Source organism: Streptomyces sp. NPDC026672, assembly GCF_040638185.1.
Lineage (GTDB): Bacteria > Actinomycetota > Actinomycetes > Streptomycetales > Streptomycetaceae > Streptomyces.
Genome location: NZ_JBEZXS010000009.1, coordinates 77996 through 104760 on the forward strand (window position 1 = coordinate 77996; position 26765 = coordinate 104760).

23 protein-coding genes are annotated in these 26765 nt (G+C 74.4%); 12 read left to right on the forward strand and 11 right to left on the reverse strand.

All coding sequences use genetic code 11. The features are described from left to right. A complete protein-coding gene (locus AB0F77_RS12910; protein WP_361946040.1) occupies window positions 1-1320 on the forward strand; it encodes an acyltransferase in 1320 nt (439 codons plus the stop codon). Between the two features lie 46 nt (window positions 1321-1366). Here AB0F77_RS12910 and AB0F77_RS12915 read toward each other — a convergent pair whose 3' ends face one another. The 3 genes from AB0F77_RS12915 to AB0F77_RS12925 all read right to left on the reverse strand — a co-directional run bounded on the left by AB0F77_RS12915 (window position 1367) and on the right by AB0F77_RS12925 (window position 5593). Next, a complete protein-coding gene (locus AB0F77_RS12915; RefSeq protein ID WP_361946043.1) occupies window positions 1367-2884 on the reverse strand; it encodes a cellulose-binding domain-containing protein in 1518 nt (505 codons plus the stop codon). A gap of 280 nt (window positions 2885-3164) precedes the next feature. Beyond that, window positions 3165-4484, reverse strand: a complete 1320-nt coding sequence (locus AB0F77_RS12920; RefSeq protein WP_361946046.1) for a radical SAM protein — start codon at window positions 4482-4484, stop codon at window positions 3165-3167. Window positions 4485-4606: 122 nt separating this feature from the next. Further along, window positions 4607-5593, reverse strand: coding sequence for a hydroxyacid dehydrogenase (locus AB0F77_RS12925; protein WP_361946495.1), 987 nt, complete (start codon window positions 5591-5593; stop codon window positions 4607-4609). A gap of 109 nt (window positions 5594-5702) precedes the next feature. Between AB0F77_RS12925 and AB0F77_RS12930 the strand changes: the two genes are divergently transcribed. From AB0F77_RS12930 to AB0F77_RS12940, 3 genes are all read left to right on the forward strand, one after another. Next, window positions 5703-6947 (forward strand): FAD-binding protein, encoded by a 1245-nt coding sequence (locus AB0F77_RS12930; protein WP_361946049.1) that lies wholly within the window; start codon window positions 5703-5705, stop codon window positions 6945-6947. Window positions 6948-7088: 141 nt separating this feature from the next. After that, on the forward strand, window positions 7089-8309 hold the full coding sequence (locus tag AB0F77_RS12935) for an ROK family transcriptional regulator (protein WP_361946051.1): 1221 nt from the start codon (window positions 7089-7091) through the stop codon (window positions 8307-8309). A 315-nt stretch (window positions 8310-8624) separates the two neighbouring features. Continuing rightward, the gene (locus AB0F77_RS12940; protein WP_361946054.1) at window positions 8625-11603 is read left to right on the forward strand and encodes a glycoside hydrolase family 2 TIM barrel-domain containing protein; all 2979 of its coding nucleotides are present in this window, start codon (window positions 8625-8627) and stop codon (window positions 11601-11603) included. Between the two features lie 24 nt (window positions 11604-11627). Here AB0F77_RS12940 and AB0F77_RS12945 read toward each other — a convergent pair whose 3' ends face one another. From AB0F77_RS12945 to AB0F77_RS12960, 4 genes are all read right to left on the reverse strand, one after another. Beyond that, window positions 11628-12320: a response regulator transcription factor gene (locus tag AB0F77_RS12945; protein ID WP_361946057.1), complete on the reverse strand. Its 693-nt coding sequence runs from the start codon at window positions 12318-12320 to the stop codon at window positions 11628-11630. Window positions 12321-12323: 3 nt separating this feature from the next. Then, window positions 12324-13511, reverse strand: coding sequence for a histidine kinase (locus tag AB0F77_RS12950; protein WP_361946060.1), 1188 nt, complete (start codon window positions 13509-13511; stop codon window positions 12324-12326). A 17-nt stretch (window positions 13512-13528) separates the two neighbouring features. Beyond that, complete coding sequence (locus tag AB0F77_RS12955) at window positions 13529-14365, reverse strand: CPBP family intramembrane glutamic endopeptidase (RefSeq protein WP_361946063.1); 837 nt, start codon at window positions 14363-14365, stop codon at window positions 13529-13531. A 145-nt stretch (window positions 14366-14510) separates the two neighbouring features. Next, entirely contained in the window at window positions 14511-15761 is a 1251-nt protein-coding gene (locus AB0F77_RS12960) for an MFS transporter (protein ID WP_361946066.1), read from the reverse strand. A gap of 149 nt (window positions 15762-15910) precedes the next feature. Between AB0F77_RS12960 and AB0F77_RS12965 the strand changes: the two genes are divergently transcribed. Both AB0F77_RS12965 and AB0F77_RS12970 read left to right on the forward strand, forming a co-directional pair. Further along, a complete protein-coding gene (locus AB0F77_RS12965) occupies window positions 15911-16621 on the forward strand; it encodes an alpha/beta fold hydrolase (protein WP_361946069.1) in 711 nt (236 codons plus the stop codon). 45 nt (window positions 16622-16666) lie between these two features. Continuing rightward, entirely contained in the window at window positions 16667-17344 is a 678-nt protein-coding gene (locus tag AB0F77_RS12970) for a helix-turn-helix transcriptional regulator (RefSeq protein ID WP_361946072.1), read from the forward strand. Here the strand turns inward: AB0F77_RS12970 and AB0F77_RS12975 are convergent. Next, the gene (locus tag AB0F77_RS12975; protein WP_361946075.1) at window positions 17327-17731 is read right to left on the reverse strand and encodes a VOC family protein; all 405 of its coding nucleotides are present in this window, start codon (window positions 17729-17731) and stop codon (window positions 17327-17329) included. The genes AB0F77_RS12970 and AB0F77_RS12975 overlap by 18 nt on opposite strands. A 100-nt stretch (window positions 17732-17831) precedes the next feature. Beyond that, window positions 17832-18464 (reverse strand): VOC family protein, encoded by a 633-nt coding sequence (locus AB0F77_RS12980; protein WP_361946078.1) that lies wholly within the window; start codon window positions 18462-18464, stop codon window positions 17832-17834. A gap of 89 nt (window positions 18465-18553) precedes the next feature. On the opposite strand from AB0F77_RS12980, the gene AB0F77_RS12985 reads away from it, so the two are divergent. From AB0F77_RS12985 to AB0F77_RS13000, 4 genes are all read left to right on the forward strand, one after another. Continuing rightward, window positions 18554-19201: a ThuA domain-containing protein gene (locus tag AB0F77_RS12985; RefSeq protein ID WP_361946081.1), complete on the forward strand. Its 648-nt coding sequence runs from the start codon at window positions 18554-18556 to the stop codon at window positions 19199-19201. Between the two features lie 121 nt (window positions 19202-19322). Then, complete coding sequence (locus tag AB0F77_RS12990) at window positions 19323-20186, forward strand: isocitrate lyase/PEP mutase family protein (protein WP_361946084.1); 864 nt, start codon at window positions 19323-19325, stop codon at window positions 20184-20186. Then, window positions 20183-20458: a hypothetical protein gene (locus AB0F77_RS12995; protein WP_361946087.1), complete on the forward strand. Its 276-nt coding sequence runs from the start codon at window positions 20183-20185 to the stop codon at window positions 20456-20458. Before AB0F77_RS12990 ends, AB0F77_RS12995 begins: the two co-directional genes overlap by 4 nt. 125 nt (window positions 20459-20583) lie before the next feature. Next, window positions 20584-22131, forward strand: a complete 1548-nt coding sequence (locus AB0F77_RS13000; RefSeq protein WP_361946090.1) for a carboxylesterase family protein — start codon at window positions 20584-20586, stop codon at window positions 22129-22131. Window positions 22132-22228: 97 nt separating this feature from the next. Here the strand turns inward: AB0F77_RS13000 and mmuM are convergent, their stop codons facing one another. After that, window positions 22229-23143, reverse strand: a complete 915-nt coding sequence (gene mmuM / locus AB0F77_RS13005) for a homocysteine S-methyltransferase (RefSeq protein ID WP_361946093.1) — start codon at window positions 23141-23143, stop codon at window positions 22229-22231. Between the two features lie 150 nt (window positions 23144-23293). On the opposite strand from mmuM, the gene AB0F77_RS13010 reads away from it, so the two are divergent. Both AB0F77_RS13010 and AB0F77_RS13015 read left to right on the forward strand, forming a co-directional pair. Beyond that, on the forward strand, window positions 23294-24991 hold the full coding sequence (locus AB0F77_RS13010; protein WP_361946096.1) for a DUF2264 domain-containing protein: 1698 nt from the start codon (window positions 23294-23296) through the stop codon (window positions 24989-24991). A gap of 46 nt (window positions 24992-25037) precedes the next feature. Beyond that, the gene (locus AB0F77_RS13015) at window positions 25038-25406 is read left to right on the forward strand and encodes a VOC family protein (RefSeq protein ID WP_361946099.1); all 369 of its coding nucleotides are present in this window, start codon (window positions 25038-25040) and stop codon (window positions 25404-25406) included. A 30-nt stretch (window positions 25407-25436) separates the two neighbouring features. Here the strand turns inward: AB0F77_RS13015 and AB0F77_RS13020 are convergent, their stop codons facing one another. After that, the gene (locus tag AB0F77_RS13020; RefSeq protein ID WP_361946102.1) at window positions 25437-26681 is read right to left on the reverse strand and encodes a YihY/virulence factor BrkB family protein; all 1245 of its coding nucleotides are present in this window, start codon (window positions 26679-26681) and stop codon (window positions 25437-25439) included. Window positions 26682-26765: the final 84 nt, after the last annotated feature.

Genomic DNA, 26765 nt, shown 5'->3' on the forward strand with positions numbered 1-26765 from the left:
ATGAGCAGAGACCGCTGTGTCGACTTCCTGCGCGCGTACGCGATCGTCCTGGTGGTGCTCGGCCACTGGCTGATCACTGCTCTGGTCCGGGAGCCGGACGGCCGGATCGTCGCCCCCGAGCTGCTGGCGACCGTGCCCTGGACCCAGTGGCTGACCCTCGTGTTCCAGATCATGCCGCTGTTCTTCCTGGCCGGGGGCCATGCCGCGGGCGGTTCCTGGTCGCGGGCCCGGGCGGGCGGGGGTACGGCCGCCGGGTGGCTGGGGCGGCGCGCGCTGCGGCTGCTCCTTCCGGTGGGCGTCTACAGCGGTGCGGTGCTGCTCGCCGTCGCCGTCTGCTCGGCGGCAGGTGTGGACGCGGGCACGCTGGCGCTGGTGGGGTGGGCGATGGCCATGCAGTTCTGGTTCCTCCCGGTGTATCTGCTGCTCAGCGCCCTGACTCCGGTGCTGTACGCGGCACATCGGCGCTGGGGTCTCCTCGTCCCGCCGGTGATGGGGGCGCTCGCTCTGGTGGCCGACGCCCTTGTCGTGACGGTGCACGCGCCGTACGTCGGACTGCTCGACCACGTGCTCGTGTGGGGAGTCGCCTACCAGTTGGGCTTCTGCTGGCGGGACGGCCTGCTGGGCGGGCGCCGGCTCGTGCCGCTCGTGATGGCGGCGGGCGGCGGGCTGGCGTTCGCCGCGCTCGTGGCCCTCGGCCCGTTCCCGGTCAGCCTGATCCTGGTGACCGGGCAGACCCCCAGCAACACGAATCCGCCGTCGGCCGCGATGCTGGCGTGGGTCGTCGCCCAGGTCGGTGTGTGTCTCCTCGCCGCGCCGCCGCTGCGGCGGCTGCTGGACCGCGAGCGGGTGTGGCGCGCGGTCCGCCCCGTGGGCGCGACCAGCATGACGCTGTATCTGTGGCACATGCTGCCGGTGCTGGTCGTCGCCGCCGCGTTCTATCTGACCGGCCTCGCGCCCGAGCCGGCGCTCGGGTCCGGGGCGTGGTGGGGGCTGCGTGTCCCGTGGCTGCTCGTGCTCGGTGTCGTCCTGGCCGGCGTCGTCTCGGCGCTCGGGCCGCTGGAACGCGGGCTGGCCGTGCTGTACGAGCGGACCCGTCCGGACGCCGGTCTGCGCCGGGCCGGGCCGCTGTGGCTCGGGCTGGCCGTGGACGTCGCCGCGCTGGCCCGTCTGGCCACGCGGGGCTTCGCACCGGACGGCCGGTTCCCCGTGCTGCCGGCCGCGGGTCTGGTGGTGGGTACGGCGTTGGTGATGCTTCCCCGGTGGACGGCGGCACGCCGGCTCGAACGGCCCGGGGCGGATCGGGCTCCGGAGCGTGTGTGAGGGCGGGCGCCCGCGCGAGCGTCACGACCGCGGGGGGGGCCGCCGGTCAGGACGTCGTGCAGGGCGTGCCGTTGAGGGTGAAGTCGTAGGGCGCGGAGTTGCGGGTGTGCCAGGTGGCCAGGAAGCCGAAGGTGAGGTCGGCGCCGGCGGCGACGGTGGCGTTGTAGCCGGCGTCGGAGGCCGTGACCCGGGTGCCGTTCTGGCCGGCCGTGGCGTCCCACATCTGGCCGACACGCTGGCCGTCGCGGAAGGACCAGGCGAGCTGCCAGTCGGAGAGGGCCTTCGTGGTGTGGACGGTGACCGTGGACTGGAAGCCGTCGGTCCACTGGTCGGTGAGGTCGTACTCGACCCGGCAGGTGGGTGCCGCGCTGCGCGCCGGGGCCGGGGCCCGCGGGGTGGCGGGGTCGGGGGCGGACGAGGAGGAGCCCTGGGGTTCCGGGTCGGGGTTGTCGTGGGAGCTCTCGGACGCCTTGGGCGTGGGCGACGGGCCGCGTTCGGGACGGCTGGTGGCCGTGGGCGGCGAGGCGTGGGCGGACGGCGAGGCGTGGGCGGACGGTGGGACGGGGGCGGGGTCCGCGACCGGGCGGCTGTCGTCGTGGGCGGCGGTGCCCTCGTCGGCAGGGCCGGAGCCGAACGGCATCATCGACACGCCGAGCGCGAGGGCCGACAGCAGGACGGCGGTGGCGAGCAGGCCGCCGCGCAGCATCCGGTGCCTTGCCCGGCCCTCGCGCGGATCGCCGTCCGGGTCCGCGGCCGTGTCGGGCCGGCCCGCGCCGAGGCGGACCTCGGCGGCCCGGCGCCGGCGTTCGAGGTAGGCGAGGCCGCCCCAGCCGATCACCCCGCCGGCCAGGGCGGCGGGCAGTCCGCCGCCGTGCAGCCGCAGACAGGCGGCGGCCTCGGCGCAGCGCACACAGGTGGCGAGGTGCCTGGAGAGGTCGTCGGGGGTGTCGGTGGCGGGCGAGCGGGTGACGGCGTCCAGGAGCCGGACGTAGCTGCGGCAGGTCGCGTCCATCGGGGTGTCGACGTGGGCGCGGTGGCAGCGGTCGCGGAACAGGGCGCGCACCTGGTCGAGTTCCTGCGCGGCGGCGGCCGGGTCGAGGCCGAGGCGGCGGGCGACGGCGGGCAGCGGCAGCGCCTCGACCTCGGCCAGCCACAGCAGTGACGCGTCGGCCTCCTGCATGTCGCGCAGTCCGCGCAGGGCGACGGGGCGCAGCAGGGGCGGGCCGGTGAAGTGGGCGGCGCGCTCGGAGTTGAGCCAGAGCCGCAGGTCGGGGTCGAGCTTGTGGCCGACGCCGCCGGCCTCCCAGGCGGCGGCGGTGGAGCGTACGGCGGTGAGCAGCCGGGGGATCATCGGCAGCCGGGGAGTGCGCCGGCCGGTGCCCCGTACGTGGGCGGACGCGGCGGCGCGGGCCTCGCGCATGCCGAGCGCGAAGGCCTCCGCGGCCAGTTCATTGGCAGTCTCGGCGCCGGAGGTGCACAGGTCCGCGTACGAGAGCACCGCGTCCCAGCCCTCGGTGAACAACTCGGCCTCGGCGGCGTTCCGAGGGGGCGGCAGGTCGGGCATCGGACTCCTGCATCCAGGGTCGAGGCCAACTCACCATAGTGGCGGTTGAGTTGGGGGCAACCTCGCGGCGGTGCCCGAGCTTTTCACGTCTTGGACACAACTGACAAGCGGCATATGCGAATACGGTGACGGACGGTCGAACACCCGGTCGCACGCGGTAGTCCGTCATCGGCAAACGCCGCCACGTTACCGGGCGGACACGGCGGGGCGCCGCCCCCTTCCCGTATTCACAGGTGACGGAGGGCGGCGCCCGGGGTGTGCCGTGGGCCCGGCGGGCCGGTCAGACGGCCGCGGTCTCGTCCGCGGGCAGGCTGTCCATGAAGGAGCTGACGGAGAAGACCGCGCGGCCGGGTCCGGGCGGGCCGTAGCCGGGGGGCGAGGAGAGGCCGAAGTCCTCCATCGTGGAGCGGTACGCCTCCAGCAGCCGGATGTGGTACTCCAGCGGCGCGCCCTGGGGGTTGGCCTTGCCGAGCGGGGTCGTGGGCTCGGGGCACCAGGTGGTGAAGCGGGGCGTGATGCCGTGCGACATGAAGAAGCGCAGGCCCTCGGTGGTGGAGGCGATGGCCTCGTCGACAGTGGTGAAGCCGAACGGCTCGGCCATCTCGACGCCGGCGACGAAGTTGGGGATGACGTTGCGCGCGCCGAAGACCTCGGCGGAGTCGAGGATGCGCCGGTGCCACTCGTCGCGGCCGACGTAGCGCTCCTTGCCGGGGCAGTACAGCTCGAACAGCCGCCGGTCCCACACCTCGTAGTTGGGGTGGTAGATCTGCACGCCGTAGTCCTTGAACCGCTGGACGTCGTCGCGGGGCAGGGCCTGGGCGACGACCTTGCCGATCCAGCGGCCGGGGAAGCGCTCCTCGATGGCCTTGGCGTAGTGGCCGTAGAAGTCGGCCTCGTCGCGTCCGCCGACCGTCTTGGTGATCGCGCCGCCGGTGAGGGTGTAGGCGGTGGACGTGCCGGCCGTGTCGTACCGGTTGATGATCTCCAGGGCCTCCAGCACCTCCTCGACGTCCTTCACCCCGGTGTAGGGGCGTCCCGCGGCCTTGTGCTGGCGCCAGTTGTGGTTGATGTCGCAGTACTGGCACTCCTCCTTGGCGCCGAAGTACTGGCAGACCCGGAAGACCGTCAGATAGATCAGGTAGCCCCACTGGATGGTCGGGGCCACCTCCATGACGGACTTGCCGCCGGCGAGCTTGTGCCGGTAGTACTCGGGCATCGGCGGCACGCCGACGTCGGCGACGCGGGCGCCGTCGAGGTAGAGGCCGAGCACACCGTCCTCGCTCGCGGCGACGCGGTAGGGCGAGGACGGGTTCACCCGTACGGAGACGACGGTGCGGCGCAGTCCGTACGGCCCTCCGGTGAGGACGATCTCCTCCGGCGGGCGGCGCAGCGCGGCCTCGCCCAGTTCCGGCAGGGTGCCGTGGTCGAAGGAGAAGATGAAGTACGACTTCGGCTTGACCTCGCCGCCCTCGTTGTCGCTCAGCGCGGACGGGTCGAAGGCCATGCCGCCCCGGAGCAGGTCCTCCTTGAAGACGGCTTCCCGCGGCACGTGCGGGAACCGCTCCATCAGATCCTCGACCAGCGCGGTACGGCTGCCCATCCCGTGTCTCCTCCCGGTTCGGACGTACGACTCCTCACGGTATGCCCCCGGGGCGGAAGGGACGGTACCGGGTCCCCGCGGGAGGGCCGAGCCGTGACACGACTCACGCCCGGCGCGGCTCCTCACGCTGTTCTGGGCAGGGTTTCCGGGGTTATGGCGTGGGTGAGGGGCCGGCCCGTCGTGAGGCGTTCCGCCTCCTGTGCGACCAGCGTGCCGAGGCGGGCCAGTTCGTTGCCCTGGGAACCGGCGACGTGGGGGGTGAGGTGGACGTTGGGGAGTGTGCGGAGGGGCGAGTCGGGCGGCAGGGGCTCGGGGTCGGTGACGTCGAGGACCGCCGTCAGGCGCCCCGCGCGCAGCTGAGCGATCAGCGCCCCGTGGTCCAGCAGCGCCCCGCGCGCCGTGTTGATGAGCACCGCCCCCGTGGGCATCAGCGCCAGCTCGCGCGCCCCGATCAGATGCCGTGTCTCGGCCGTGTCCGGGGCGTGCAGGGTGACCACGTCGCTGTCCCGCAGCAGCTCGTCCAGCGGCAGCAGCCGTACCCCCAGCCGGTCCGCCTCGGCCGCGTCCACGTAGGGATCGGCCAGACTCACCCGCAGGTCGAACGGGCGCAGCAGCTCCAGCAGTCGGCGGCCGACCCGGGACGCCCCGACGACACCGACCCGGCGCCCGAGGTTCCCGACGCCGGGCGCCACGGCGTCCCGGCCGGGGCCGCCCCGCGCGAGCGCGTCCTTCCCGGTCAGCAGGATCATCGCGAGGGTGTACTCGGCCACCGGCACCGCGTTCGCCGCCGCGGCCGACGAGACCGCGATCCCGCGCCGCCACACCGCGTCCGTGGTGAACGCCTTCACCGAGCCGGCCGCGTGCAGCACCGCCCGCAGCCTCGGCGCCGCCGCCAGCGCGGCCTCGTCGAGCACGGGGGCGCCCCACCCGGTGATCAGCACCTCGGTCCTGGCGAGCGCCGCACGGACCGCCGGGTCGGAGAGGTCCTCCGCCACCGTCGTGGGATCGATGTCCACGCACGCCCGCAGCCGGTCCATCACCCCGGCGGGAAAAAGATGTGGAATGTTCCGCTTCGTCATGGCGAACAGCGCGCGCGGACGCTCGGGCAAGGACATGACCTCCCGGCTCGGTGAGCTGCGGACAGCAACCGTTCTCTACGCTAGGGGGCGGCGGACAAGAGGGTCAATGGACACGTATTCACCTGGAGGGACGGCAGGAATGTCGGAGACGGTCACCAACTGGGCGCGCAACATCACCTACACGGCCGGTGCGTTCCACCGTCCGCGTACGACGGACGAGCTGCGCGCCCTCGTCGCCGGTGCCACCCGCGTCCGGGTGCTGGGCAGCGGCCACTCCTTCAACGAGATCGCCGACCCCGGCGCCGACGGCGCCCTGGTGTCGATCGCCGGCCTGCCGGAGGTGATCGACGTGGACACCGAGGCCCGTACGGTACGGGTCGCGGGCGGCGTCCGGTACGCGGAGCTGGCCCGCACGGTGCACGGGCACGGGCTCGCCCTGCCGAACATGGCGTCCCTGCCGCACATCTCGGTGGCCGGCTCGGTGGCGACCGGCACCCACGGCTCCGGTGTGGGCAACGGCCCGCTGGCCGCGCCGGTGCGCGAGGTGGAGCTGGTCACGGCGGACGGCTCGACGGTGACGATCGCCCGCGGCGACGCCCGTTTCGACGGCGCCGTGACCTCGCTGGGCGCACTGGGCGTGGTCACCGCGCTCACCCTCGACCTGGAGCCCGCCTTCGAGGTGGAGCAGTCGGTGTTCACCGAACTGCCGCTCGCGGGACTGGACTTCGAGACGGTGGCGGCGTCGGCGTACAGCGTGAGCCTGTTCACGGACTGGCGGGAGCCGGGCTTCCGGCAGGTGTGGCTGAAGCGGCGCACGGACCGGGCCCCGGTGGACTTCCCGTGGGCCGCGCCCGCGACGGAGGCGATGCACCCGGTGCCCGGCATGCCCGCGGGCAACTGCACCGAGCAGTTCGGGGTGCCGGGGCCCTGGCACGAGCGACTGCCGCACTTCCGGGCGGAGTTCACGCCGAGCAGCGGTGACGAACTCCAGTCCGAGTACCTGCTGCCGCGCTCCTCCGCCGTGGCCGCGCTCGACGCCCTCGACGCGATCCGCGGGCACATCGCCCCGGTGCTCCAGACCTGCGAGGTCCGCACGATCGCCGCCGATCCGCAGTGGCTCGGCCCGGCGCACGGCCGGGACTCGGTGGCGCTTCACTTCACCTGGGTCGACGACACCGCCGCGGTGCTGCCGGTGGTGGGCCGGCTGGAGGCGGCGCTCGATCCGTTCGATCCGCGTCCGCACTGGGGGAAGGTGTTCACCGTGCCGGCCCAGGTGCTGCGCGGGCGCTACCCGCGGCTGGGCGACTTCCTGGAGGTGGCCAAGTCCCTCGACCCGAAGGGGAAGTTCACCAACGCCTTCGTCCGGGACGCGCTCGGCGCCTGAGCCCGCCGCGCAAGGGCCGTACGACCTTTTCGGACCCCTTTCCCAACCCTTGTCGGAAGCCTCCCGCGGCACTTAGCCTGACGCCGCGCGCCGGTGCGGACGTCGCCCCGGCACGGCCCGGGGGCAGGGAGGGGCAGCTCCGTGAAGCGCACGTCACGCGACATCCGCACGGCGAACCGCTACGAGGTGCTGCGGCAGATCATCGCCGAGTCGCCCACGTCCCGCCCCCGACTGGCCGCCACGACCGGGCTGAGCCTGGCCACCGTCGCCACGCTCGTCGGGGAACTGCTCGACCTCGGCATGATCACGGAGGTCGGCTTCGAGGACTCGGCGGGCGGCCGGCCGCGCGGCCTCGTGGCGGTCAACGCCTCCGGCGGGGCGCTGATCGGTGTCGACGTCGCGGAGACCTACGTCCATGTCGACCTGTTCGACCTGGGGTTGGGCCCGCTGGCCCGCGCCGACGAGGAGATGCGGCCGGGCCGGGGCCGTCCCGAGCAGGTGGTCGACCGGGTCGTCGCCGGTGTCCGCTCGGTGGTGGCGCGGGCCGGACCGGCGCGGGTGCTCGGTGTCGGGGTGAGCGTGCCGGGGCAGGTGGACCGGGCCACCGGCGTCGCCGTGTACGCGGCCAACTGGGGCTGGCGCGATGTGCCGTTGCTCGCCCTGCTCGCCGAACACCTGCCGTATCCGCTGTACTTGGACAACCCGCTGCGCGCCTGCACCGTCGCCGAGCTGTGGTTCGGTGCGGCGCGCGGGCGCGGGGACGCCGTGGTGGTCAACCTCGGCACCGGGGTGGGGGCCGGTCTCGCGCTGGGCGGCGGGCTGCACCGCGGGGTCACCAACAGCGCGGGCGAGTGGGGCCACACGACGCTGGTGCTGGACGGCCGGCCGTGCCACTGCGGCAACCGGGGCTGTGTGGAGACCTATGTCGGTGCGCCCGGCATCATGCGCCATCTGCGCGAGATCGGCCCGGACAGCCCGCTGTTGCACCCGCACGACCAGACCGCCACGATCGACGCGCTGGCCCGCGGGGTCGCCGCCCACGATCCCGTGGCGGTCGAGGTCGTCCGGGAGACGGCCCGCTGTCTGGGCGCGGGCATCGCCGACCTGATCAACCTCCTCAACCCGGAGGTGGTCGTGCTGAGCAGCTGGGTGGCGGCCCGGCTCGGTGCGCCGCTGCTCGCCGAGGTGCGGGCGGCCGTCGCCCGGCGCGCGCTGCGCAGACCCCTTGCCGCCACGGAGATCGTCCTCTCGCCCATCCCCACCGACCCGGTGTCGCTCGGCGCGGCCACGTTCGCCCTGGAGGGGGCGCTGGACCCGCCCGTACGGAGGACCCCCGCGCCCCGCAGCCGCGCCGTCACCTGACCCACCGCCCGAGTACCGAACCCTGGACCGACACCACCCACACCACCGACGCCGCTCCGATCACCCCACCACTCCCACCGACCACCGCCCGCTCATCCCGGCACCCACCGCCGACCACCGCCCGCTTCTCCCGCTGACCACCCGCTATTGCCGACCACCGCCCGCTCCTCCCGCTCACCACCCGCTCACGCCGACCGCGCCCGCTCCTCCCGCTCACCACCCGCACGCCGACCATCGCCCGCTCACGCCGACCACCGCCCGCTCGTCCCGGCCCCCGCCGATCCCGTCCGTGTCACAGGCCGAGCTAGGAGTCCGATGCCCCACCGCACCCCCACCTCCGCACCCACCACCACCGCGTCCGTCCCCGTCTCCGCCGCGCCCACCCCGCCCTCGGCGTCCAGCTCGGCCTCACCCTCACCCGCCGCCTCCGCCCCCACTCCGCCCTCGCCCTCGACCCCCGTCGACTACGTGGAGAACGTCTCCCCCGGCTCCGGAGCGCTGCCGCCGCGTGCCTGGTACGCCGAGTCGGACGCCAGGTCCCTCTCCCTCAACGGTCGTTGGCGGTTCCGGTTGTCGGCGACCGCGGACGCCGAGGACGATTCGTTCGCCGAGCCCGGACACGACGCCTCCGGCTGGGCCGAGGTCGACGTCCCCGGCCACTGGGTCCTCCAGGGCCACGGCTCCCCCATCTACACCAACCACCTCTACCCCTTCCCGGTCGACCCGCCGCGCGTCCCCACCGAGAACCCGACCGGCGACCATCTGCGCATCTTCGACCTCCCCAAGGACTGGCCGGACGGCGGCGGCGCGCTGCTGCGCTTCGACGGCGTCGAGTCCTGCGCCCGCGTGTGGCTGAACGGCACGGAGCTGGGCGAGTTCAAGGGCTCGCGGCTGCCCCACGAGTTCGCGGTCGGACCGCTGCTCAGGCCCACCGGGAACGTGCTGGCCGTCCGGGTGCATCAGTGGTCGGCGGGCTCGTACCTGGAGGACCAGGACCAGTGGTGGCTGCCCGGTGTCTTCCGCGACGTCACCCTGCTGCACCGCCCGGCGGACGCGGCCGGCGACTTCTTCGTGCACGCCTCCTACGACCACGCGGAGGGCGAGGGCACGCTGCGCGTCGACTCGGAGGTGCCCGGCCGGGTGACCGTGCCGGAGCTGGACGTCGACGTGGCGACCGGGGAGGAGGTGACGGTGCCGGTCGAACCGTGGACGGCGGAGACGCCCCGGCTGTACGACGGGGTGCTCGACACCGGCGGCGAGCGGGTGCCGCTGCGGATCGGATTCCGCACGGTGGAGCTGGCCGACGGGCTGATCCGGGTGAACGGCCGGGCGGTGCTGTTCAAGGGAGTCAACCGGCACGAGTGGCATCCGGAGCGGGGGCGGGCCCTGGACCTGGGGACGATGCGGGAGGACGTGCTGCTGATGAAGCGGCACAACCTCAACGCCGTGCGCACGTCGCACTATCCGCCGCACCCGGCGTTCCTGGCGCTCTGCGACGAGCTGGGGATGTGGGTGATCGACGAGTGCGATCTGGAGACCCACGGCTTCACCGAGCAGAAGTGGCGGGACAACCCGGTCGACGACGACCGCTGGACCCCGGCCCTGCTCGACCGTGCCGCCCGGATGGTCGAGCGGGACAAGAACCACCCGTCGGTGGTGATCTGGTCGCTCGGCAACGAGGCGGGCACCGGGCGCGGGCTGACCGCGATGGCCGAGTGGATCCACGGCCGGGACCCCGCGCGGCTGGTGCACTACGAGGGCGACCGCAACTGCCGTGACACGGACGTGTATTCGCGGATGTACGCCCGGCACGCCGAGGTCGAGCGGATCGGCCGGGGCCTGGACGGCGGGCCCGGCAGGCGCCGTGAACTGCCGTTCGTCCTCTGCGAGTACGGGCACGCCATGGGCAACGGGCCGGGCGGACTCGCCGACTACCAGCGGATCTTCGAGTCGTACGAGCGGGTCCAGGGCGGGTTCGTCTGGGAGTGGATCGACCACGGCATCGCGCACGAGCGGTTCGGCTTCGCGTACGGCGGTGACTTCGGGGAGGAGCTGCACGACGGCAACTTCGTCTGCGACGGGCTGGTGTTCCCGGACCGGCGGCCGTCCCCGGGGCTGATCGAGTACAAGAAGGTGATCGAGCCGGTGCGCTTCGAGCCCCGGGACGGCGCGGTCCGGGTCGTCAACCGGCAGGACTTCGCGGGGCTCTCGGCGTACGCCTTCGTCTGGTCGTACGAGGTGGACGGCGAGCCGGTGGGCTCGGGCACCCTCCCGGTGCCGGTGCTGGGCCCCGGCGAGTCGGCGGAGCTGAAGCTGCCGGAGCCCCCCGTGGACGCGCCCGACGGCGCGGAGACCCGGTGGACCGTGCGGGCGCTGCTCGCGGCGGACACCGCGTGGGCGCCGGAGGGGCACGAGGTCGCGTGGGGTCAGTTCCCCCTCGCGCGGCGGCGGTTGCCGCGGTTCACCGCTTCCGGCGGTCCGGTGCGGGGCGAGCGGGCGATCACCGTGGGCCCGGCCTCCTTCGACCCCCGCACGGGTGAGCTGCGGACGATCGGCGACGTGGCCGTGACGGGGCTGCGTCTTGACGTGTGGCGGGCGACCACCGACAACGACGACGGGGCGCCCTGGCAGCCGGACGCCCGCCACGGGGTGCTGTGGCGCAAGCTCGGTCTGCACCGGATGCGCCACCGTCTCGACGCGGTCGAGACCGGCGAGGACACGCTGACGGTACGGACCCGGGTGGCGCCGGCCGCCCGGGACGTCGCCCTGGACACGGTGTACCGGTGGAGCGCCGACGGCGACCGGCTGAGGCTGGCCGTGTCGGTGACCCCGCGGGGTGACTGGACGCTGCCGCTGCCCCGGCTCGGCATCCGCTTCGGGCTCACGGAGGCGGACCGGGTGCGCTGGTACGGCGGCGGTCCCGGCGAGGGCTACCCGGACACGAAGTCGGCCTCGCGGCTCGGGCGTTGGGAGTCCACCGTGGACGCGCTCCAGACGCCGTACGTACGGCCGCAGGAGAACGGCGCCCGCGCGGACGTTCGGTGGGCGGAGCTGGGCGGGCTGCGGATCGACGGCGACCCGGAGTTCTGGTTCACCGCCCGCCGCTGGACGAGCGAGCGGCTGGACGCGGCGGCGCACCGCACCGACCTGGTGCCCGGCGACACGGTGTGGGTGAACCTGGACCACGGCCAGCACGGCATCGGCTCCCAGTCCTGCGGCCCCGGCCCGCTCCCCCGCTACCACCTGCGCGCCGAACCGGCCGCGTTCGCCTTCCTGTTCACGGCGGCCGGCTGACCGCGCCCGCCCGGACGGCGGCGCTCAGTCGGTGGTGGCGACCAGCCCCACCCGGTGGGCGAGCACCACCGCCTGGACGCGGTCGCGCAGGTGGAGCTTGGCCAGGATGCGGGAGACGTACGTCTTGACGGTCTCGGGCGTGATGAACAGGCCCGCGGCGATCTCCGCGTTCGACAGGCCCTCGGCGATGAGCGCGAGCACCTCCAGTTCCCGGGGGGTCAGCGCCCGTACGACGTCCTCCCGGGCCGGGCGGGAGGCGTCGGCCGGGCGCAGCCGTTCCGCGAAGTGTCCGATCAGTCCGCGGGTGACGGCGGGCGACAGCAGGGACTCGCCGCGGGCCACCGTGCGGATGCCGCCGACGAGTTCGGCCGGCGGCGCGTCCTTGAGGAGGAAGCCGCTGGCGCCGGCGCGCAGGGCGTCGTACACCTGGGCGTCGACGTTGAAGGTGGTCACGACCAGGACCTTCGGCGGTGCCACGGCGTCGGGGCCGGCCAGCCGCCGGGTGGCCTCGATGCCGTCGACCAGGGGCATCCGGATGTCCATGACGATCACGTCGGGGCGCAGCCGGAGCGCGGCCTCGACCGCCTCGTACCCGTTGGCCGCCTCGCCGACGACCTCCATGTCGGGCTGGGCGGAGAAGATGGTGACGTAGCCGGCGCGCACGAGTGCCTGGTCGTCGCAGACCAGGACCCGGATCGGCGGCGGCGAGTCGGTCATGGGTCACTCCTGGAGGGGCTGGACGGGGATGCGGGCGTGGACGCCGAACCCGCCGTCGGGCCGGGGTCCGGCGTCCAGTTCACCATCGAGCATGCGCAGCCGTTCGCGCAGCCCGCCAAGGCCGCGCCCGCCCGAGAGACCGGGCCGGTGCGGCATCGCGGGTCCCTCCGTGGTCACCCGGATCTCGACACGGGTGGCGCCGTGTCGGACGAGGACGCCGGTGGGTCGTCCGGTGGCGTACTTCAGCGCGTTGGTGAGGGCCTCCTGCACCACGCGGTAGGCGGCGAGTTCGACGTCCACGGGCTGCGGGCGGCGCTCGCCCTCCTCGGTGAACTCGACGGGCTGGCCGGACAGCCGGGCCTGTTCCACCAGGTCGCCGATCCTGCCGAGGGCGGGACCGCGGTCGGCGCGGGCGGCGGCCGCGTCGCCGGTGGCCTCCAGCACCCCGAGCAGCTGGCGGAGTTCGGTGAGGGCGCGGCGGCCGGTGCCGCTGACCGCGGTCAGGGACTCGCCGGCCCGGTCGGGCGCCGTGGTGAGGAGGAACTGGGCGGCGTCGGCCTGGACCACCATGGCGGTGACGTGGTGGGTGACGACGTCGTGCAACTCGCGGGCGATGCGGGCCCGTTCGGCGGCGGTCGCCACCTCGGCGGCCAGCCACCGCCGTTCGGCCTCCTCCGCCCGCCAGCGGCGCACCGCGGTCCCGGCCAGCCAGCACACGACGAGGCTCGCGCAGAAGGCGAGGTAGTCCACCGGCCGCTGGGGCGAGCCGAGGTGGTGCAGGACGGCGGCGAGGACCGCGTACCCGGCGGTCGCGGCGGCGGCCAGCGGGCGCCGCCGTGAGGGCTGGTGGGCGCCGGCCGCGTAGAGCGCCGCGTACAGTCCCGTGCTCGCGAACGTCGTCGGACAGCCGAGCGACTGGTGGACGGCGAACGCGGCCCCGACGACCGCGAGGCAGACGTCGGGCCGGCGCCGCCGGAGCACGAGCGGCAGGGTCTGCGCCAGGGCCAGGGCGATGCCCACCGCGTCGTCCTGACGGGTGTTCAGATCGCCGATCTGGGCGCCGATGGTGGACAGCGCGGGCACGAACGCCAGGACGGTGAGGGCCGCGGTGAGGATGCCGTCCTGGACGGGGGCGGTGCGTTCCCGCCAGCGGTCGAGCGGGGCCCGCCGCAGCGCGAGCAGGGCGTTCACGTGGGGGTTCCCTTCGCTCAGGCGGCGGTGCGGCGGGCGGTGAGCCGACCGGCGCGGCGGGCGCGGGCGAGCATCGGGACGGCGAGCAGGACGCAGACGACGACGGGCACGAGCGAGGCCTCCAGGCCGAACCGGCCGCCGGTCAGCAGGTCGGGGCCGTGCAGCCGGGCGGTGAGCAGTCCGGGGGCGGTGTGGCCGGAGACCGGGATGCCGAGGAGCTGTTCGAGGGCGTTCCAGGCGAAGTGGAAGCCCGCCACGAACCAGATGCTGCGCCGCCACAGGAACGCCGCGCCGAGCAGCAGGCCCGCCTCCAGGGCGATGGCGAGGGAACTCCACACGGTGGCTCCGGGGTTGAACAGATGGGCGCCGCCGAAGAACAGCGCGGTGATCGCGAGGGCGGCGCGGCTACCGTACTGCTGTTCAAGGGCTTGCAGGGCCAGTCCGCGGAACATCAGCTCCTCGCCGATCGCGGCGGCGGCCGACACGGTGACGGCGGACCGGACGACGGCGAAGAAGCCGTGGCCGCCCGAGGAGAAGGAGTAGCCGCCGAACACGGTCAGCACCAGGGTGGAGCCGAGCACGAAGGCGCTGCCGAGACCGACGCCGAGCAGTGCCTCGCGGCGGGCGCCGGTCCGTGCGATCTCCGGTGTGTCGCGCCGGGCGACGTACCGCATGACCGCCCGGTACACGAGGAGGCAGGCGCCCGCGCCGAGCAGCGCCACCACTCCGGGTCCGCCGGCGGTCGGCCCCGACACCAGTCCGACCGCGACGAGTCCCACCAGCATCCAGCCCAGCGGCGCCCCCACGATCCGCCGCAGCCGTCCCTCGTCCCGGGTGCCCGACTCCACGCCCATTCCGACCTCCTGGTTCCGCGGTCGCCCGGCCGGGCGACCCACCGGGAACGCTAGGGAGCGACGGGCCGCCGGAAATCCCCGCCGGGTGGACACCCCGGGTAGCTCTCACGGGGGATGCGGGGGCGCGGGCGGGCGGTCGGGGCGGTCAGGACCGGCGGATCGCGGTGCCCAGGCCGGCCGCCGCGACGAGGACGCAGCAGCCGCCCGCGACGAGGGCCACGGGTGTGGTGCCCTCGTGTTCGGCGGCCCAGGTGAGGACGGCGGCGCCGACGGGGGCCGCCGAGTACTGGAGGGTCCAGAAGGCGGAGGTGACCCGGCCGAGGAGGTGTTCGGGGGTGATCTCCTGGCGCAGCGACATGGAGCAGGTGCCCGCCATCGCCACGCAGGCCAGGTAGACGGCGCTCAGGGCCGCGACCGCCGGTACGGGACGGAGCCCGCCGAGGCCCGCGAAGGCGAGGCCGGACAGCGCGACCGCGCAGATCCAGGTCGGCCCGAAGCCGAGGCGGCGGCGGACCCGGGCGACGAGGAGGGAGCCCGCGACCGTGCCGAGAGCGCCGACCGCCAGCACCGTGCCGACGGTGCCGTCGTCGTGCCCGAGGTCGTGCTTGACGTGGTAGATGACCAGGTCGGTGAGGCCGAGGGTGAGGAAGCTGAACAGGAAGAGCAGCACGGTGAGGGCGCGCAGCACCGGGTGCCGGTACAGGAAGCCGACGCCGGTGCGCAGGTCGCGCCACAGTCCGGCGCGCGGGGCCGGCCGGCCGTCGCCGGCGCGTTCCCGCAGCCGTACGAGGAGCAGGCAGAGCGCGGAGACGCCGAAGCTCGCCGCGTCCACGCCGATCGCGGCGGTCGGCCCCGCCCAGCCGGCCACCACCCCGGCGCCGAGCGGTCCGAGCACCCCTGCGGCAGCGGCGGTGGCGTTCAGCCGGCCGTTGGCCTCGGTGAGCCGGGCGGTGCCGACGAGTCCGCGGACGACGGTGACGTACCCGACGGCGAACAGCATGCCGATCGCCTCGCACACCGGCAGCACGACGTAGAGCAGCCACAGGCGCGGCCCGGCGAGCCACACCAGCGGGATCAGCCCGTAGAGCGCCATGCGCGCCAGGTCGCAGCCGATGAGCAGCCGCCGCCGGTCCACCCGGTCCACGACCGTCCCGGCGAACACGGCCGCGAGCACGGAGGCGGCGCCGCCGACGGCGGTCAGCAGCCCCATCCGGGCGACCGAGCCGGTGGCCTCCAGAACCAGCAGGGGCAGGGCGACCAGGGCGAAGGAGTCGCCCAGCACGGAGAGGGTCTGCGCGGCCCAGAAGACCCCGAAGTCCCGCTGCCGCCACAGGGATCGGGCCGTGTCCCCACCGGCCCCGGTCCGCCCGTCCGCGCGCCGCGCCTCGTGTGTCACCGGGCCACATTACGGGCGCGGCCGGAGGGCGGAGCCACGAAGGAAAAAGACCGGCCGGCCGGGCCGGTGATGTGCCAGGCTGCCGCCCCGGGCCCCGCCGTGCGACGCGCGGGGGCCGGCCGGAGCGCGCGCGAGGAGCAGGGAGCACCATGAGCGAGCCGCCGTACTACGACGTCACCGGGCAGGGGCCCGTGCTGCTGGTGGTTCCGGGGGGTGCGGGGCACCCCATGGGGTTCGGGCCGGTCACGGAGCGGCTGGCCGAACGGTTCACGGTGGTGACGTACGACCCGCTCGGACTCGCGCACGGCCGCCTCGGACCGCCCGTCCCCGAGCAGCGGGTGGCGGACTGGAGCGAGGGGGCGCGCCAGGTGCTGGAGGCGGTGCTCCCGGCGGACGGGGCCGCGTACGTCTTCGGCACCAGTTCCGGCGGCATCGCCGCGCTGGACCTCGCGGTGCGCCACCCGGAGCGCCTGGCGCACGTGGTCGCCCACGAACCGCCGTGCGTCACGCTGCTGCCGGACGGCGAGCGGGAGCGGCAGACCCTGGTCGACTCGCTGGACGGGGGTCGGCAACGCCCGTACGAGGGCGATTCGGCGACGCCGATCGGGGTGTTCGTGGCGCGGGTGCTGCGCCCGTTCACGGCGTACGTCCCGCCCGCGCGCCCCGCGTCCCCGCACCTCACCGTGGCGGCGGGCGCCGACTCCGCGGGCCAGGTGCTGCACCGCACGGCGAAGGCCCTCGCCGGCCGGCTCGGCGCCGGCTTCACGGAGTTCCCCGGCGGTCATCTGGGCGTCCTGGAACACCCGGAGGACTTCGCGGACCACCTCACGACGACCCTCCTGGAGGACCGGCCCTCCTGAAGCGCCGACGGCTCCCCGGCAGCCGGTGCGGCGTAGCCTGGGGGCGTGTACGAGGAGTGGTCCTCGCGGGTGCGCGGAGCCGTGGTGTGGCGTCGGGACGCCGACGGGTCCGACGCGCGGGCGGTGCTGCCCGACGGGTGCATGGACCTGCTGTGGAGCGAGGGGCGGCTGCTGGTCGCCGGGCCGGACACCCGGCCGTACGTCCCCGAGGGACCGGCGCGGCGCTGGGCGGGACTGCGCCTGCACCCGGGCGCCGCGCCCGCCCTGCTGGGTGTGCCGGCGCACGAACTGCTCAACCGGCGGGTGGACCTGTCCGACCTGTGGCCCGCCGCCGAGGTCCGCGGGCTGCGCGATCGGGTCGACGCGGCGGAGGAGCCGACGACCGCCCTCGAAGAGATCGCGCTGGAGCGCGCCCCGGCCCCCGACCCGGCCCTGCGGCATCTGGTCGCCGCCCTCGGGGCGGGCCGTCCGGTCGCCGCCGTCGCCGCCGAACTCTCCATCGGCGCGCGCCAGTTGCACCGCCGCTGTCTGCACGCCTTCGGGTACGGCCCGAAGACCCTCGCCCGGATCCTGCGACTGCAACACGCCCTGGCACTGGCCCGCTCCGGCCTGCCCCTCGCCGAGACGGCGACCCTGGCCGGGTACGCGGACCAGCCCCATCTGACCCGCGACGTACGGGAGCTGGCGGGAACGACACCGGGCGGGCTACTCCGTGTCGGCTAGCGGGGCGAACAGGTCGACGCCGTTGCCGTCGGGGTCCAGGACCGTCGCGTAGCGCTGGCCCCACACGGCGTTCCAGGGCTTCAGCTCGCCCCGGTGGCCAGCGGCGACCAACTCCTCGTACCGGGTGTCCACTTCGGCGGGCGAGCCGCACCGGAAGGCGAGCGAGACGCGGCCCGCCCCGGTCGGCGGGTGCCAGCCGGGGTGGAAGGAGCGGATGGTGTCCTCGGTGTCCAGCGCGAGGGTCAGCCCGCCGGGCAGTTCCGCCTCGACGTGCGGCAACTCCTCGGCGCCGTCGGGGAAGACGAGTCCGAGGCGGCGGTAGAAGGCGAGCGTGGCGGTCAGGTCGGCGCTGATCAGTCCGATCACGGCACATCGTGGTGTGGTCATGCCGTCACCGTAGGCGGGGTGCGATCCCGGGGTCTTGAACGAATCGGACGCCGGACCCGACCGCCGACTCCCCTGCCCCACCCCGCCCCGCCTCCGCCTCTCAGCCGAACGTCACCGGGCCGTGCGCGGTGTCCACCGTGAACGTGACGCCGACCGGTCCGGGGGCGAGGTCCAGTTCCGTGCCGAGGGCCGCGAGCAGGGGCCGGAGCTCCTCCGGGTCGGGGGCGGTCGCCGCCACCGACAGCAGGGGCGTGACCGGCAGGCCCGAGGCGGCCGGGTGGAGCGAGCCGCCCCAGTCGATGAGGAACGGGACCAGGCCCGAGGGGTGCGCGTCCGTCCCGTCGGTCAGCCGCCACTCCAGCAGCGTGCCGTCGGGTGTGCGCCGGCTCATCGCGTGCGCGGGCCCGGGGTCGTACCCCCGCGCACGCGCCCGTTCGACCGCCGCGTCCACGTCGGCCGTGGCGATCGCCCAGGTCACCGTCCGCGCACCGGCGAGCAGTTCCACGCCGAAGGGCCGGGGCCCGGAGACGTCCGTCTGCTCCGGGTCCGGCCCGATGATCTCCAGATAGCTGCGGCCGCCCAGCGACACCAGGTGGTTGCGCGTGCCGAGCCCGACGTGGACACCGCCGGGCGCGGGCGCCACCCCCGTCCGCCGGGTGAAGTCGGCGACGGTCGCGGCGAGATCGGGCGTCGCGAGCACTAGATGGTCGAGATGCGGGGGAATGGCGTTCATTCCGGCCGAGGCTAGGCCGCGCCGGCCCCCGCGTTCAAGGCTTTCCCCCGACACGCCGCGCCCGCGCGGTCCCCATAGGGTCAGCTGCCATGCCCCCTCGTCTTCTCGTGTACTCCCGCACCACCGACTACCGGCACGACTCCATCCCGGACGCCGTCGCCGCCGTGCGCTCCCTCGACGGCTACGCCGTGGACGCCACCGAGGACCCGGCCGCCCTCGAAGCGCCCCTGGACGGCTACGCGGCCGTCGTGTTCCTCTCCACCAGCGGTGAGGTCCTGACCCCCGCCGGCCGTGAACGCCTCGCCGGATACGTGGAGTCGGGCGGCGGCTTCGCCGGTGTGCACGCCGCCGCCTGCACCGAGTACGGGTGGCCGTACTTCGGCACGCTCCTGGGCGCCCGCTTCGACAGCCATCCGCCGTTCCAGCCGGGCCGGGCCGTCGTCGAGGACCCGGACCACCCGGCCACCCGGCACCTGCCCGCCGTGTGGGAGGTGAGCGACGAGTGGTACGACTTCCGCACCAACCCGCGCGGGGCCGTACGAGTGCTCGTACGCGCGGACGAGTCGTCCTACGAAGGTGGGGGCATGGGTGAGGACCACCCCCTCGCCTGGTGCCACGGGCACGGTGCGGGCCGCGTCTTCTACACCGCCCTCGGGCACGCCTCCGACGCCTACCGTGACCAGCGCTTCCTGGCTCATCTGCGGGGCGGGATCGACTGGGTCACCCACCACGAGTGACGTTTCTCCGGTGAACCGGCTGCGCCATTGAGGTGAGTAAAGAGCGCGTATGGTCAGCGTCACGCGGATATGTGGAGATCCTCCTGTCTTGGTAAAGACCCCTCACAGGAGGAGCCACACGGTGACGTACGGAAAGAAGCTGCGCGAGCAGATCGCCGGGCCGGAGACGACCCCGTTGATCGGCGTGTACGACATGTACTCGGCATCGATCGCGGCCAGCCACTACGACGGGATGTTCGTCTCCGGCTTCGGCTTCGCGGCCTCGTACTACGGGCTGCCGGACATCGGCTTCATCGCCTGGCCCGACATGGTCGCGTTCGTGCAGCGACTGCGGGGCGCGTTCCCGCACCACCATCTGCTGGTGGACATCGACGACGGCTACGTGGACCCGGAGGTCGCCTGCCACGTCGTCGAGCAGCTGGAGCGGATCGGCGCCTCCGGGGTGATCCTGGAGGACCAGAAGCGGCCCCGGCGCTGCGGGCACGCCGACGGCAAGCAGGTGCTGCCGCTCGAGGAGTACCTGGAGAAGCTGGAGCAGGTCCTCGCGACCCGGCAGGACCTGGTCGTCGTGGCGCGCACGGACGCCACGGACGAGCACGACATCCTGCACCGGGCCGAACGGCTCGCCGCGACCGACGCCGACGTGGTGCTCGTGGACGGTGTGCGCAGCGTGGCCTGGATCCGGCGCATCCGCGAGGTCGTCGGGGACAAGCCACTGCTGTTCAACCAGATCGCGGGCGGCAAGTCGCCCCGGCTGTCGCTGGGCGAGCTGTCCGACCTCGGCGTGGACGTGGCGATCTACAGCACCCCGTGCCTGTTCGCGGCGCACGAGGCGATGGACGCGGCGCTCACCGGGCTGCGGGCGGCCGACGGCCGGCTGCCGGAGCTCGACGTCACGCGCGGCGTCGGCGTGCGGGCGTCCACGAGCCTGCTGGAACGCAACATCGCCCGGGACCGGCACGTGCCCGAGGGCGTGGGCGTGTGACCCGTACGGCACCCCGCCTGCGGACGGCCGCGGCGGTCGCGGCGGCCCTCCTCGGGGTCGCCGCCGCGCCCGCGGCGGCGACCGGACCGCTGGTCACCGTCGTCGACAACAGCCACGCGGACTCGATCCTCGAGGTCGACCGCGCCGGCAACCTCCAGACGGGCAGCGGCACCGCAGGCAGTGATCACGAAGGCAGTGCGGTCGACCTGATGCAGGCCCTGGTCGGCCCCGAGACCGCCGAGACCGCCGAGACCGCCACCGAGGAGGACTGACCGGAAAGCACCGGCCCACCCCCCTGTTCGGACGCCCACCCCCTGCGCCCGCAGGAATACCGGCGGAGGATGTAGTGCTCTGACGGTGCCTGAGAGCGCGGGTGGTGGGAGGAGTTGGTGGGCCGATGCACGCGGACGAGACCGGACCCGTCGTGGACACGCCGTACGGGGCCGTGCGCGGGCGGTACGAGCGCGGGGTGGCCGTGTTCCGCGGCATCCCGTACGCCGCCCCTCCCTTCGGGCCCCTCAGATTCCGTCCGCCGCGGCCGCCCGAGCCCTGGGACGGGGTGCGGGACGCGTCCGCGTACGGACCCACCGCGCCGAAACCGCCGTACTCCGACGCCTTCGCGCAGTACCTGTCCGACCCTGTCGTCCCCGGCGACGACTGCCTCAACCTGAACGTCTGGACCCCCGACCCCGGCCCCGACGCCCGGCTCCCGGTGCTGGTGTGGCTGCACGGCGGCGCGCTGACCAGGGGCTCCTCCGCGGTCCTGGTGTACGACGGGCACGCCTTCGCCCGCGACGGCGTCGTGCTCGTCTCCGTGAACTACCGCCTCGGCGTCGAGGGTTACGGCCTCTTCCCCGACGCCCCGCCCAACCCGGGCCTGCGCGACCAGCTCGCGGCGCTGCGCTGGGTGCGCGAGTCCGTCGCGGCGTTCGGCGGCGACCCCGACCGCGTCACCCTGGCCGGCCAGTCCGCCGGGGCCATCAGCACGGGTGCCCTGATCGCCGCGCCGCAGGCGCAGGGCCTGTTCCGCCGGGCCGTGCTCCAGAGCGGGCCGCCGGAGGTGGCGGAGCGCGACAAGGTGCGGCGCATGGTGCGCCGGATGGCGGCCAAGCTGCACGTGCCCGCCACCGCCGAGGCGTTCGCCGCCGTCGACCGGGCGCTGCTGCTGCGCGCTCAGGCCGAGGTGGGGCGGCTGAGCAGCCCGGTCCTAGGCGGGCCCGCCTTCGGGATCGTCGAGGACGGCGACCTCGTGCCGGGCGATCCGCTCGCCGCCCTCGTCGAGGGCCGGGCCGCCCGCGGCGCCGAGCTGCTGATGGGCTGGACCCGCGACGAGTACCGGCTGTGGCTGGTGCCGGGCGGGCTGGTCGACCACGTCGACCGGCTCGGGGCGGTGGCCCTGGCGGGCGCCATGGCGCGCTGCCGCTGCGGGCACGAGGTGCCGCGCGGCTACCGCGCCCTGCACCCCGACGCGCGGGCCTCCGAGATCGTCGGACAGCTGGTCACCGACCATCTGCTGCGCATCCCGATGCACCGGCTGGCCGACGCGCGGGCCGGGTCGTCGTACGTGTACGAGTTCGCGTGGCCGTCCAACCTGCCCGACCTCGGCGCCTGTCACGCGCTGGAGCTCGGCTTCGTCTTCGGCACCGGGGACGCGCCCGAGTCCCGCAGGCTCGCCGGCGAGGGCGGCCCGCAGGAGCTGTCCGACGAGATGCACGGGGCGTGGGTGCGTTTCGTGACGACCGGCGACCCCGGGTGGCAGGCGTGGGACACCACGCATCCGGTGCGGGTGTTCGGGGACGGCGCGACGCGGACGGCGTACGGGCCGCGGGACGCGGAGCTGGCCCTGTGGTCGCCCGAGCCCGAGCCCGCGGCACCTGTGCGGGGAGTCGAACTGGCGGCGGCCGTGCGGCGGCTGCGGCGCACGGTGGGCACGAAGCCGCACTGAGCGCTCCGCGGAAGCGCCGTGCCGTGCCGTTCGCCGGCCGCGGGGCCGTCGTGGCCGCTCGCGAGGTTCCCCGCGCCTCTTCGGGGGCACGGGCGGCTCAGGCTCCTCGGACGGTCTTCGCCATCGCCGTGATCGTGGCCGGGCCCACCCGGCAGCAGCCGCCCACCAGGGCCGCTCCCGCCGTGCGCCAGGCGGTGACCCGCTCGGCGGAGAGGGTCGACGGGCCGTCCCAGGAGCGGGTGCGGGCGTTCCAGGTCTCGCCACTGTTGGGGTAGGCGACCGCAGGGCGGCCCGTCACCCGCACCGCGGTCGCGACCGCCCGCTCCACGTCCTCGGGGACGCAGCAGTTCACGCCCACCGCGATCACCTCGTCCGCCTCGGCGGCGACGGCGAACGCCTCCTCCAGCGGCTGTCCGGCGCGCGTCCGGTCCCCGGCGACGGTGTACGACAGCCAGACCGGTACGCCCAGGCCCCGCACCGCCCGCAGCAGCGCCCGCGCCTCGTCGGCGTCCGGGACCGTCTCCAGCGCGAGCACGTCCGCGCCCGCCCCGGCCAGCGCCTCGGCACGGGGCCGGTGGAAGCGCTCCAGCTCGGCCGTGTCCAGCCCGTACCGCCCCCGGTACTCGGAGCCGTCCGCGAGCATCGCCCCGTACGGCCCGACCGAGCCCGCCACCCACAGCGGCCGGTCCACGCCCTCGCGCCGGGCCCGCCGGGCCGCGTCCCGGGCCAGTTCCACGCTGAGCGCGATCAGCCGCGCCGTCTCCGCGCGGTCGACGCCGCGCGCCGCGAAGCCCTCGAAGGTCGCCTGGTAGCTCGCGGTGATCGCCACGTCCGCGCCCGCCCGGAAGTAGGCGAGGTGCGCCTCGGTCACCGCCTCGGGGCGCTCGGCGAGCAGCCGGGCGGACCACAGCGCGTCGCCCAGGTCGTGGCCGGCCGCTTCGAGCTGGTTCGACATGCCCCCGTCGAGCACCAGCGTCCGGGTGGTGAGGGCGTCGAGGAACTCACTTGCCATACCGCCGACGGTAGCCGCCCCCGCGGGCCGCGCGGGCTACCGGGCGCGCGGTGCAGGGGCTAGGCTCCGGCCCGAAGTGGAAAGCGCTTTCCCGGAAGGGGTGTCCCGGCCGGGACACCCAGGCCCCGCCCGGAAGGGATCCGCCCGCCGATGCACCTGCCCGCCGCCGACCGTGTCCTGAGCCCGTACACCGGTTTCACCCGCGCCCACTGGGTGGCAGCCGCCGACGGCCTGCTCGCCGCCGTGGAGCCGTACGCCACCGGTGACCGCGCCCTCTACCACCTGCCCGGCGACCACGTCAGCCGGTCCGGCCGGCTCTCCGACGGCCTGGAGGGGTACGCCCGTACGCTGCTGCTCGCCGCGTTCCGCCAGGACGAGACCGTGCTCGGCCGCTACGCCGAGGGCCTGGCCGCCGGGCCGTCGGGCGTGTGGCCGCGGGTGGCCGACCGCAGCCAGCCCCTCGTCGAGGCGGCGTCGGTCGCGCTCGCGCTGCGGCTGACCCGGCCGCTGCTGTGGGACCGGCTGGACGCGCCCGTGCGGGAGCGGACCGCGGCCTGGCTCGCGGACGCGCTCACGGCCGAACCCTGGGCGTGCAACTGGGAGTTGTTCCCGGTGACGGTCGGCGGCTTCCTCCAGGAGATCGGCTACGAGCCGGAGGCGTCCGGCAAGGCGATCGAACGCGGACTGGAACGCGTCGAGGAGTGGTACGTCGGCGAGGGCTGGTACTCCGACGGCCCCGCCCGCGCGTTCGACTACTACAACGGCTGGGCCCTGCACCTCTACCCGGTGCTGCACGCCTGGCTCGCGGACCAGCCCGGCCTCCTGGACCGCTACGCCGGCCGGCTCGAACGCCATCTCGCCGACTACGCCCGGCTGTTCGGCGGCGACGGCGCCCCGCTGCTCCAGGGCCGCTCCCTCACCTACCGCTTCGCGACGACGGCCCCCCTGTGGCTGGGCGCGCTCACCGGCCGTACGCCGCTGTCGCCCGGCGCGACACGGCGGGTGGCGTCGGGCGCGCTGAAGTACTTCCTCGACCGGGGCGCCGTGGACGCGCGGGGGCTGCTCAGCCTGGGCTGGCACGGGCCCGACGAGTCGCTGCTCCAGTCCTATTCGGGGCCCGCGTCCCCGTACTGGGCGAGCAAGGGATTCGTGGGGCTGCTCCTCCCGCCGGAACACGAGGTGTGGACGGCGCCGGAGGAACCGGGACCCGTGGAGCGCGCGGACGCGGTCACGCCCGTGTCCGGGCCCAACTGGCTGATCCAGTCGACGCGTTCGGACGGTGTGGTGCGCGTCCACAACCACGGCAGCGAGGACGCCCGCTACGACCCGTACTACTCCCGCCTCGCCTACTCGACCGCCACGGCGCCCGCCGCGTCGTACGACAACAACGTGATCGTGGGCGGCGACGCGGGCCGCACGGAGATCGTCCCGCTGGGCACGGGACCCGGCTGGGCGGCCTCCCGGCACACCGTCCGGGAGGGCGTCACGGTGACGAACCTGGTGGTGGCCGAGGGCGCGGTGGAGGTGCGGGCCCACCTGGTCGCGGGCGCGGCACCGGGGACACCGGTGCGGGTGACGGGCTGGGCGCCCGGAGCGGGGCAGCGGTCCGAACTCGTCCCCGTGACGGGCCTGTCGGCCGATCTGACCGGTGTGGCGGCCGGCGCCCCCACCCTGTTCGTCGCGCTCTGCCGGCTCACGGCCGCGGCGGGCCCGGCGCCGTTCGCGGACCTGGTGGCCGTGGAGGCGCACGACGACCGGGAGGTGACCGTGCGCTGGACGTCCGGTGCACGCCCGACGTTCCGCTTCACGGCGTCCGGGGACGGCTCCTGGGGGGTGACACCCGCGTGAGGGAATGGTGTTGTCGTCCTCCACGACGGACCGTCAGAATCCCCGCATGACTTCCAGGATCCGTCACGTCACGGTCGACTCGGCCGACGCCTACGCCCTCGCCACCTTCTGGTCGGACGTGCTGGGGCAGCCGCTGCACAAGGAGGACCGGCCCGGGGACCCGGAGGCGCTCATCGAGGAGGCCGGGCTGCTCTTCGTGACCGTGCTGGAGCCGAAGACCGTCAAGAACCGGGTCCATCTCGACCTCCAGCCGCAGGACCGCACCCGGGACGAGGAGGTCGCGCGCGTCCTCGGCCTCGGCGCCACCCTGGTCGACGACCAGCGCAACCCCGACGGCACCGGCTGGGCGGTCCTGGCCGACCCCGAGGGCAACGAGTTCTGCGTGGAGCGCAGCGCGGCGGAACGGGGGGAATGACGACGTGGTGCGGGGCGCCCCGGCCCGGTCTCACCGGTCCGGCGTCGGTGCGCCCCCGTCGCTCCCGCCGTTCTGCGCATTGTTGTTCTGCGTCTTGTCGTGCCGGGGCTTGTCGTTCTGCGTCTTGTTGTTCTGCGGCTTGTTGTTCTGGGTCCTGCCGTTCTGGGTGTTGTTCTTCGCGTGGGTGCGCAGGCGGGCGGTGACGTCCTCCGGGGGCAGGAAGCGCGACCAGCGTTCGGGGAACTCGGACGGCATGTCCGGGTCGTCGGGGTCGACGTCGCGGACCTGGGCGGCCCGGGCGACGTACTCGGCGACCTGGGCCTCCCGCAGCCGCTCGTTGGCGGCGCGCGCCGCGGAGGTCGCGGCGGCCGGCCACACCCGGTCGATGGCCGCGTTGACGGCCGCGCCGACCAGCACGGCGAACGCGGACACACCGATCCACAGGAGCACGGCGACGGCGGCGGCCAGCGAGCCGTAGATCGTCGCGCCCTCGATGGTGTGCGTCAGGTAGATCCGGAGCAGGAAGCTGCCGAGCACCCACATGGCGAGCGCCACCAGCGCGCCGGGCACGTCCTCGATCCACGGGGAGCGCACCGGCACGGACACGTGGTAGAGCGTCGTCAGGAAGACGATCGACAGGACGATCACCACGGGCCAGTACAGGATCTGCACGACCGTCTCCGACCACGGCACGATCCGCACCACCGCGTCCGGCCCGGCCACCATCAGCGGCAGCGCCACCGAGCCGATCAGCAGGGCCACGATGAACAGCAGGAACGCCATGATCCGGGTCCTGACGATGCCCCGGACGCCGTCGAGGCCGTACATCACGGTGATGGTGTCGATGAACACGTTCACCGCGCGCGAGCCCGACCAGAGGGCGAACAGGAAGCCGATGGAGATGACGTCGGGCCGGCCGCCCTTCATCACGTCGTCGAGGATCGGCTCGGCGATCTGCCGGACGCCCTTGTCGGACAGGACGGTCCGGGACGCCTCCAGGAGGTTGGTCTCCAGGCTGTGGATGGTGTCGGCGCCGGTCCAGTCGTCGACGTAGCCGAGCAGCCCGATCAGGCTGAGCAGCAGCGGCGGCACCGACAGCAGGGTGAAGAAGGCCGCCTCGGCCGCGAGGCCCAGGATGCGGTACTCCATGCACGAGTTGACGGTGTCCTTCAGCAGCAGCCAGGCGGTCCTCCGCATGGAGACGTTCCGGTAGAGGGCGCGTGCCCGGTGGAGGCGCCCGGGGGGCCGCTCGGGGAGGTCACTGGCTGGCTGCACGACCTAAAGGTATCCGCCGCACGGGGCGCCCCTCACCTCGTGGGTGCCCCGTGGGCGCCTCGTGATCGACGCGTGCGGGAACGG